Source organism: Pseudomonas sp. H3(2019), assembly GCF_007713465.1.
Lineage (GTDB): Bacteria > Pseudomonadota > Gammaproteobacteria > Pseudomonadales > Pseudomonadaceae > Aquipseudomonas.
In genome coordinates this window covers 202,021-208,519 of record NZ_VMSG01000008.1, presented here as the reverse complement: position 1 = coordinate 208,519, position 6,499 = coordinate 202,021, and the positions used below count along the sequence as shown (strand labels likewise).

General features: G+C 57.7%; 8 protein-coding genes. 5 read left to right on the top strand and 3 right to left on the bottom strand.

The annotated features are described in order from the left end of the window. A partial coding sequence (locus FPT12_RS27830; protein ID WP_218570719.1) for a hypothetical protein occupies nt 1-181 on the top strand: 181 nt, incomplete at its 5' end. A 371-nt stretch (nt 182-552) separates the two neighbouring features. Here FPT12_RS27830 and cheR read toward each other — a convergent pair. Together cheR and FPT12_RS10950 are read right to left on the bottom strand one after the other, a co-directional pair. Beyond that, nucleotides 553-1,380: a protein-glutamate O-methyltransferase CheR gene (cheR, locus tag FPT12_RS10955; protein ID WP_145016275.1), complete on the bottom strand. Its 828-nt coding sequence runs from the start codon at nt 1,378-1,380 to the stop codon at nt 553-555. Nucleotides 1,381-1,425: 45 nt separating this feature from the next. Continuing rightward, a complete protein-coding gene (locus FPT12_RS10950) occupies nt 1,426-2,358 on the bottom strand; it encodes a chemotaxis protein CheV (protein ID WP_145016274.1) in 933 nt (310 codons plus the stop codon). An 81-nt stretch (nt 2,359-2,439) separates the two neighbouring features. Here FPT12_RS10950 and flgA point away from each other — a divergent pair, with 81 nt between their 5' ends. From flgA to FPT12_RS10930, 4 genes are all read left to right on the top strand, one after another. Further along, nucleotides 2,440-3,201 (top strand): flagellar basal body P-ring formation chaperone FlgA, encoded by a 762-nt coding sequence (flgA, locus tag FPT12_RS10945; protein WP_145016283.1) that lies wholly within the window; start codon nt 2,440-2,442, stop codon nt 3,199-3,201. A gap of 150 nt (nt 3,202-3,351) precedes the next feature. Next, complete coding sequence (gene flgM, locus FPT12_RS10940) at nt 3,352-3,678, top strand: flagellar biosynthesis anti-sigma factor FlgM (protein ID WP_145016273.1); 327 nt, start codon at nt 3,352-3,354, stop codon at nt 3,676-3,678. A 48-nt stretch (nt 3,679-3,726) separates the two neighbouring features. Further along, the gene (locus FPT12_RS10935) at nt 3,727-4,194 is read left to right on the top strand and encodes a flagella synthesis protein FlgN (protein WP_145016272.1); all 468 of its coding nucleotides are present in this window, start codon (nt 3,727-3,729) and stop codon (nt 4,192-4,194) included. Nucleotides 4,195-4,289: 95 nt separating this feature from the next. Further along, nucleotides 4,290-5,036: a flagellar brake protein gene (locus FPT12_RS10930; RefSeq protein ID WP_145016271.1), complete on the top strand. Its 747-nt coding sequence runs from the start codon at nt 4,290-4,292 to the stop codon at nt 5,034-5,036. A 57-nt stretch (nt 5,037-5,093) separates the two neighbouring features. Here FPT12_RS10930 and FPT12_RS10925 read toward each other — a convergent pair whose 3' ends face one another. Further along, complete coding sequence (locus FPT12_RS10925; RefSeq protein WP_145016270.1) at nt 5,094-6,482, bottom strand: MFS transporter; 1,389 nt, start codon at nt 6,480-6,482, stop codon at nt 5,094-5,096. Nucleotides 6,483-6,499 lie beyond the last annotated feature (17 nt).

Genomic DNA, 6,499 nt, shown 5'->3' with positions numbered 1-6,499 from the left:
CTTGCGGGCAACATGCCTCGTCGCTGATAGGGAGATTCACGGCTTCACCGCTCTTTCTCCGCATCCGCCCCGCGTTTGGCAGGCATCTGACTTCCGGTCGTGTCGCATCAAGGTGGCCTACAACGCTCTCTCTCGTTCGGCCCTTCGTCTAAAAAAAAAAGACTACTACGGCCTCTGCTGACTTCTCGCTCCGGCTTGCGCCGTCGCCCTTTCAAGCGCTAGGCGAGATCTCCCCAGGTAAGAACGCAATCCTTCACCGCACAACTGCCGAATCTACGTCGTCGCCCTTTTGACCACTAGAGCTTCGCGGTTATTCGCCCGCTCGCCCTGGCCGACTTCGCCTCATATTCGATTTTTGTACATCAGCTCGCGGCTTCGCTCCACGCTTCCTCCCCACACTCGGTCACCCTCATGCAGTTGCGCTTCACTTCGTTTGCTGTGGTCAACTTACGGTGGGACTTACACCCACAAGATTGCGCCCATGCTGGGCGCACAAAAACGGGAGCCCCTGAGGGCTCCCGTTATTTTTTTGCAGTACCGACGACTGGCCAATCACTTCGCCTGGTAGATGATCCCCGGGCTGCACTGAACCATCTGATAATGATCCGGCAAACCGTTCAACGCTTCGGAAGCCCCCAGGAACAGATAACCGCCCGGCTTCAGCGTGCTGTGAATCCGCAGCAGGATGTCTTTCTTCACTTCGGCAGAGAAGTAGATCAATACGTTGCGGCAGAACACGATGTCGAACTTGCCGAGACTGGCGTAGCTGTCCAGCAGGTTGAACGAGCGGAACTCCACCCGACTCTTGATCGGTGCCTTGACTGCCCAGCGCCCCGGCCCTTTCGGATCGAAGTAGCGTTGCAGACGCTCCGGCGAAAGGCCGCGACCGATCGCCAGGCTGTCGTACTCACCAGTCTTGCAGTTGGTCAACATGGTCCCGGACAGGTCGGTGGCAATGATCTGCACCCCCATCTTCAACTGCCCCATATTGACCCGTTCGAACTCGTCGATCGACATCGACAGCGAGTACGGTTCCTGCCCGGACGAGCACGCCGCCGACCAGATCCGCAGGCGCTGCCCGGGACTGGCCTTGATGGACTCAGGCAGCACTTTGTTCTTCAAGACTTCAAACGGATAGGTGTCACGAAACCAGAGGGTTTCGTTCGTCGTCATCGCGTCCACCACCATCTCGCGCAAACCACTGCGCGGTTGGGTCTGCATCCGCTGCACCAACTCACCCAAGGACTTGATGCCTTGCTGTTCCATCAGTTTGTTGAGACGGCTCGACACCAGATACTGCTTGTTCTCACCGAGCAAAATGCCACAGGCTTTTTCCAGGAAGACCCGGAACTGTTCGAAATCCAAATTACCCGTAGACAATGATGCCGCCTCTTAAATCGTGTTGATCGCCAGGAGCGAAGGCCACTAGCTGATATCTGCTGCTTTGATCCGGTCGACTACCCGGGATGCCAGGTCATCAGGACGGAATTTGGCAAGGAAGTCATCGGCACCGACTTTCTTCACCATCGCCTGATTGAACACACCTGACAACGAAGTATGCAGGATGATATGGAGCTTTTGCATGCGAGGGTCGCTGCGGATCTCGCTCGTAAGGGTGTAACCGTCCATTTCGGGCATTTCGATGTCGGAAATCATCATCAGAAACTCTTCTTCCGGCTTCTTGCCCTCATCGACCAGTTTGCGCAGGTAATCCAGCGCTTGCCGGCCGTCGTTCAACGAAACGACTTCAACCCCCACCGTCTGCAGGCAACGCGTGATCTGCTTGCGCGCCACCGACGAGTCATCGACCGTGAGCACTCGCAAGGAGATTGCCTTGTGTTGGGTATCGGCATCGATCACGCCAACCGAAATCGCATCCGACATCGGCGCAACTTCCGCCAGGACCTTTTCCACGTCGATGATTTCGACTAACTGATTGTCGACTCGAGTCACAGCGGTCAGGTAATGATCGCGACCCGTGCCCTTGGGCGGCGGATGGATTTCTTCCCAGTTCATGTTGACGATCCGCTCGACCGACCTCACCAAAAAACCCTGAGTCTTGGTGTTGTACTCCGTGATGATCACGAAGGGATTGCTTTGATCCTGCAACCCGCCTGAGCCGGTCGCCATTGCCAAATCCAGAATCGGAATGGTTGCCCCCCGAATACTCGCCACACCGCACACGACAGGACTGGACTTGGGCATCAGGGTCAGCTTGGGGCATTGCAGCACCTCCCGAACCTTGAACACGTTGATCCCGTAAAGCTGCTGGCCGTCGAGACGGAACAACAACAGCTCCAGGCGATTCTGCCCTACCAGTTGCGTGCGCTGGTTAACCGAATCCATTACACCAGCCATGCCCAGACTCCTACACCAACGCTAAGTGTGTTGCGACGCACATTCATCACTAAACGGCACGGCGCTTGCTTTTTAACTGCCATGAACACAAAAACGACATTTTCCCGACGCCTGACATCAATGTGCCGTAAATTCCTCGGCGCCCTGTCAGCCGTATGCCTGTTGAACCTTGGCAGCCCTGCCTTTGCTGACCCGGTTACCTTGCCTGATCTACTTATCGGCGTCACTCAGGGCTTTCTTGAATTCACCGTAGAAGACTATCTGGCCACCAGTCAAACCGCAGGGCGCTACGAAATCGAAGTCAACAAGCTCGACCCGCGTATGCACATGCCGGCGTGCGACAGGGAATTGACAGCGACATTGGAGAGCCCCGCGATACCTCTGGGCCGGGTTACGGTGAAAGTCCGTTGCGATGGCGCCTCCCCCTGGACGGTCTTCGTACCCGCTCAAGTCCGCCTGTTTCGCGAGGTCGTCACGACCACGCGCCCCCTCAAACGGGCCGGCATCATCGACCCTTCAGATGTCATGTTGCGTGAGCGCGATATCAGCCTGATCAATCAGGGATATCTGACAAACGTCGATCAAGCCATCGGACAAAAACTTGTCCGACCAATGGTCAGCGATCAAGTGGTTACGCTTGTTCATTTGGAGCAGGCAGAAGTCGTGCGCAAGGGCGATCAGGTGGTGATCACCGCCCGCAGCGGCACACTGAGTGTGCGGATGCCGGGTGAAGCACTGTCCAATGGCGGCCTGAACGAGCAGATCAGAGTCAAGAACCTCAACTCACAACGAGTCATCAAGGCGCAAGTCACGGCACCGGGCCAGGTGGAAGTCTTCATGTAGATAACTGGCGCACAACCGTCCTGTTCCCTAAACTGTGCCTCACGCAGGGCAAATACCGACGCGCCTGGCTCATAGACTATTAAGCCTAAAGTTTTTCCGGGTATGGCCGAAAACATGGCAAGCGTCCAAATTCCCAGAGGTTTTTTTATCATGGTCATTGATTTCAGCCGTTTAAACAGCTCCCCCACGCTCACAAGCAGCACACGGACCAGCGTCAGCAAGGACACCGGCGATGCCGGCAAATCCGCGCCGCTGAGCACCTCGACCGAACAGGTCGGTGCGACCCAAAGCGGGGAATCGGTACACCTCAGCAATGAGGCTCAACAGTTGCAGAAGATCACTGACAAGCTGCGCGATCAGCCTGCCGTCGACAACGCCCGCGTGGCCGAGTTGAAAGCAGCGATTGCCGATGGCAGCTATAAGGTCGACAGCAACCGTGTAGCCAGCAAACTGCTCAACTTCGAAGCCCAGCGCTAGCCAAAGGCCTGCGCCAGGCTTTTGGACGCTTAAAACCCAAGGCCAGCCATGCACGACACTCATTTACTGCAACTGATCACCGATGACTTTGCCCCAGCTCAACAATTGCTGGAGCTGCTGAAGACCGAATCCCTCGCCCTGCACGGCCGTGACATGCCGCTGCTCGAGGATATTCTGGCGCAGAAACAGGCACTGATCATTCTGCTGGAACAGCATGGCCGCAAACGCAGCGAAATTCTCGCGAGCCTGAACCTTCCTGCCAATCGCGCAGGCCTGGAGCAGTTCGCCGCTCACTCAAGTATCGGCGATCAGTTGCTGACCCAAAGCGACGCTCTGACCCGACTGCTTGCAGATTGCCAAGCCGCCAACGAGCTCAATGGCCGCTCAATCCAGGTGCAACAAGCCACCACCGCCAATCAGCTGAAAATCCTTAACGGTGGCGAGCCTCCAGCGCTTTATGACGCCCGTGGATCAACCTCCATGCTTGTGAAGCCCCGCGCGCTCAGTCAGGCTTGAACTCATAAATAAGCGTGCTCTATCAAGGCACGAAACATGCTGGCAGAATGCTGGCTCTTGCGTGTGATCGTATTCTGTCTGGAGATTGATAAACCGTGTTCAACGCCTCAAGCGCGGAAGATGCTCCGCAGCCACCCAAGGTGCTCAGCACCCCGCTGGAAATCACCGGCAACCTGCGGATGCTGCAAGAGAGCCATGATCCCCTGATCATCACGTTCCACGAACGCAGCCAGCGCTTTCAGAGCTACCTGGTCGATATCGATCGCGACAGCAATATGATCGCCCTGGACGAAATGATCCCTCGCGATGGCGAACGCTATCTGCTTGCCGGCGAAGCTTTTCGGGTTGAAGGCTTTCATGAAGGCGTACGTATTGCTTGGGAAAGCAACGGCACACTGACCATCGACGAGTCCAACGGTGGCCGCTGCTACCGCGGCACGCTGCCCGATGAAGTGGTTTATCACCAGCGTCGCAACGCGTTTCGCGCGGCCTTGAAACTGGCACAACTGGTGAATATCGAACTCGGTGGTGAAAAGCTCAAGACGCCCGTCAGAGGCAAACTGCTGGACATCTCGGCGACGGGTTGCAAGCTGCGCTTTGATGGCGACATTACCAGCGGACTTCAATTGGGTGAGGTGTATGAACGCTTCATCGCCGCCCTGCCCTTCGGCAGCATGACCGCACCGGTCGAGCTGCGTTATCTGCATCACGAAGAGAAGATCGACACCACCTTCGCCGGCGTACGCTTTCACAACATGAGCGGGCTGGTGCAGCGCCAGGTCGAGCGCTTCGTCTATCAGTTGCAACGCGAAGCACGCCGCTTCGACAAAGACGATCTCTGATCCAGACGCGTAAAAAAACGGGCAGTCCCTTTCGGTGACTGCCCGTTTTTTTTGCCCCTAAGGTCTGGCCTCGGTAAAGCTTTTCGGGTGCTCCGCCCCAGGATCTTCAGACTGCTCATCAGAGCCGTCGGCGTCTTCAGCGTCGGATTTCGCGTCCCGCTCAGGATCCGGATCAGGACTCGCACCATTTTGCATCTGGTCATGCACGACCTGCTCATCGACCCGCGGATCGAGAGCCGCCACCAGGGGCGAACTCGACATGCTGTCCGGCATGGCCACGTGATGCAGCGGCGCGTCTTCCACCTGATGCAGATTGGTCACCGCTTTCGGCCGGATGCGCCATACCAGCACCACTGCGAAGAAACTGAAGAACGCGTACAGCATCTGACTGCCGAACAACTTCATCAGCACACCCGCCACCAGCGGACCGATGCTCGCCCCCACACCGTAGGTCACCAACAACATGGCGGTCAGCGATACCCGCCGATCACCCTCGACGTGGTCGTTGGAAAACGCCACCGCCAACGGGTACAGACAGAACTGCACCAGCGAGCAGGCGAAGCCAGCGATAAACAGCACCTCAAGCGGCACCTGCGACATGATCGCCAACGGCAACGCTGCCAGCGCCAGGCAAAAGGCAAAACTGCGAATCAGCAGCGCCCGATCATAACGATCCGACAACCAGCCCAGCGGCCACTGCACCAGCAACCCGGCAAAAATGCAGCTACCCATGAACAGACCGACCTGCTCAGTGGAAAGCCCTTGCTGGGACGCGTACAACGGCGCCAGACCATAGAACGAACCGACGATCAGGCCAGCGCCGAGCACCGTACTGAGGGACTGCGGAACCCGCTTCATGAAAAAGCGCGGCTCCATCGGCGCCGGGTGCAAGGGCGCCGGGTGAATCCGCCGCGTCAGCGCGACTGGCACCAGGCACAGCGCAAAACACAACGCCACCAGCATCAGCAATTCCAGCCCCAGGGACGGGTGCATGACCAGAATCAACTGGCCCAGCACCAGCCCCAGGTACGAAGCGATCATGTAGCCGCTGAACACCAGCCCGCGCTGCTTGGCTTCGGCCTGCTCATTCAGCCAGCTCTCGATGACCATGTATTGGCACATCATGCCCAGACCAACGACCATCCGCAGCACCAGCCAGGCCGGTAGCCAATCGATCAGACCGTGCCCCAGCACCGCCGCACCGACGATCCCGGCACAGGCCGAGTAGGCCCGGATATGACCGACCCGTGCGATCAACCGGTGACCGATTTTCCCGCCCAGCACCAGGCCGAAATAGTTGGCCGCCATCAGCGCACCGACCCACAGACTGTCGACATGGTCCGCTGCCAGGCGCAAGCCCAGGTAAGTACTGAGGAGGCCCGAGCCGATCAACATCATCAGCGAGGCGAAATAAAGCGCTCGAAAGGATTTCAGGATTTGGCGCATCGGCGTTCCGAGCGGCT

What these genes read in the sequence shown, in the direction of transcription:
- flgA (WP_145016283.1), top strand. Translation starts at nt 2,440, where the DNA reads ATGAACACAAAAACGACATTTTCCCGACGCCTGACATCAATGTGCCGT.
- FPT12_RS10950 (WP_145016274.1), bottom strand. Translation starts at nt 2,358, where the DNA reads ATGGCTGGTGTAATGGATTCGGTTAACCAGCGCACGCAACTGGTAGGG.
- flgM (WP_145016273.1), top strand. Translation starts at nt 3,352, where the DNA reads ATGGTCATTGATTTCAGCCGTTTAAACAGCTCCCCCACGCTCACAAGC.
- FPT12_RS10935 (WP_145016272.1), top strand. Translation starts at nt 3,727, where the DNA reads ATGCACGACACTCATTTACTGCAACTGATCACCGATGACTTTGCCCCA.
- FPT12_RS10925 (WP_145016270.1), bottom strand. Translation starts at nt 6,482, where the DNA reads ATGCGCCAAATCCTGAAATCCTTTCGAGCGCTTTATTTCGCCTCGCTG.